Origin of the sequence: Fischerella thermalis PCC 7521, from assembly GCF_000317225.1 — a bacterium.
GTDB classification, from domain to species: Bacteria; Cyanobacteriota; Cyanobacteriia; order Cyanobacteriales; family Nostocaceae; genus Fischerella; species Fischerella thermalis.
This window is the reverse complement of sequence record NZ_AJLL01000021.1, coordinates 1-584: the sequence shown is the minus strand read 5'-3', so window position 1 is coordinate 584 and position 584 is coordinate 1. Positions and strand designations below refer to the sequence as shown.

Below are 584 nucleotides of genomic sequence, written 5' to 3'. Positions count from 1 at the left end.
CGGGACTTAGACAAAAATTAAGCCCAAATGAAGCCCAAACTAGCTTTATAAGCGGCAAATACGTCACGATGAAGGGTCAGCCAATCAAAAAAACGAAAAGACATAGCCGTTCTAAAGGCGGCTTTTGCATCAGTAAAGGTGTCCAAAGATTTGTTAGCCCATCTTCGTCTTAACCCCCCTGTTCGCTGATGCCAAAGAATAAAAGTATAGGCACAAAAAACCAAAATAAAATGTCTCAATAGACTCCTTTGATCTCGGACTTGGTATTCTCTTAGTCCTAGCCACCCCTTGGCTTCTCGGTAAAAAACTTCTACCCAATTTCTTTGAGAGTAGGTATTAACGATCCATTCAGGGGTGACAATTGAGGAGGAAACATTGGTGATAAAATAATCGATATCAGTGGACTCTGAAAAAGTAGAAGCATTCATAACGATTTGATACTTCTCTTTCCTCCTAGAGGTGATATCTCTACTTCTTTAGTTACTACCCATAGTGTTTTCGGTTTATCCAAACTTAGTTGAATTTCTTTAAAATCCTCTGGTGAGGAGCTTCTGTGCTAATTCATCTAATCTAATTGTCTGTTT

Annotated in this window: 1 pseudogene; it reads right to left on the bottom strand. The window is 38.9% G+C overall.

What is annotated here, in order from left to right:
- Positions 1-17: 17 nt before the first annotated feature.
- Positions 18-584, bottom strand: a pseudogene (locus tag UYK_RS24035) (transposase); the annotation flags it as partial.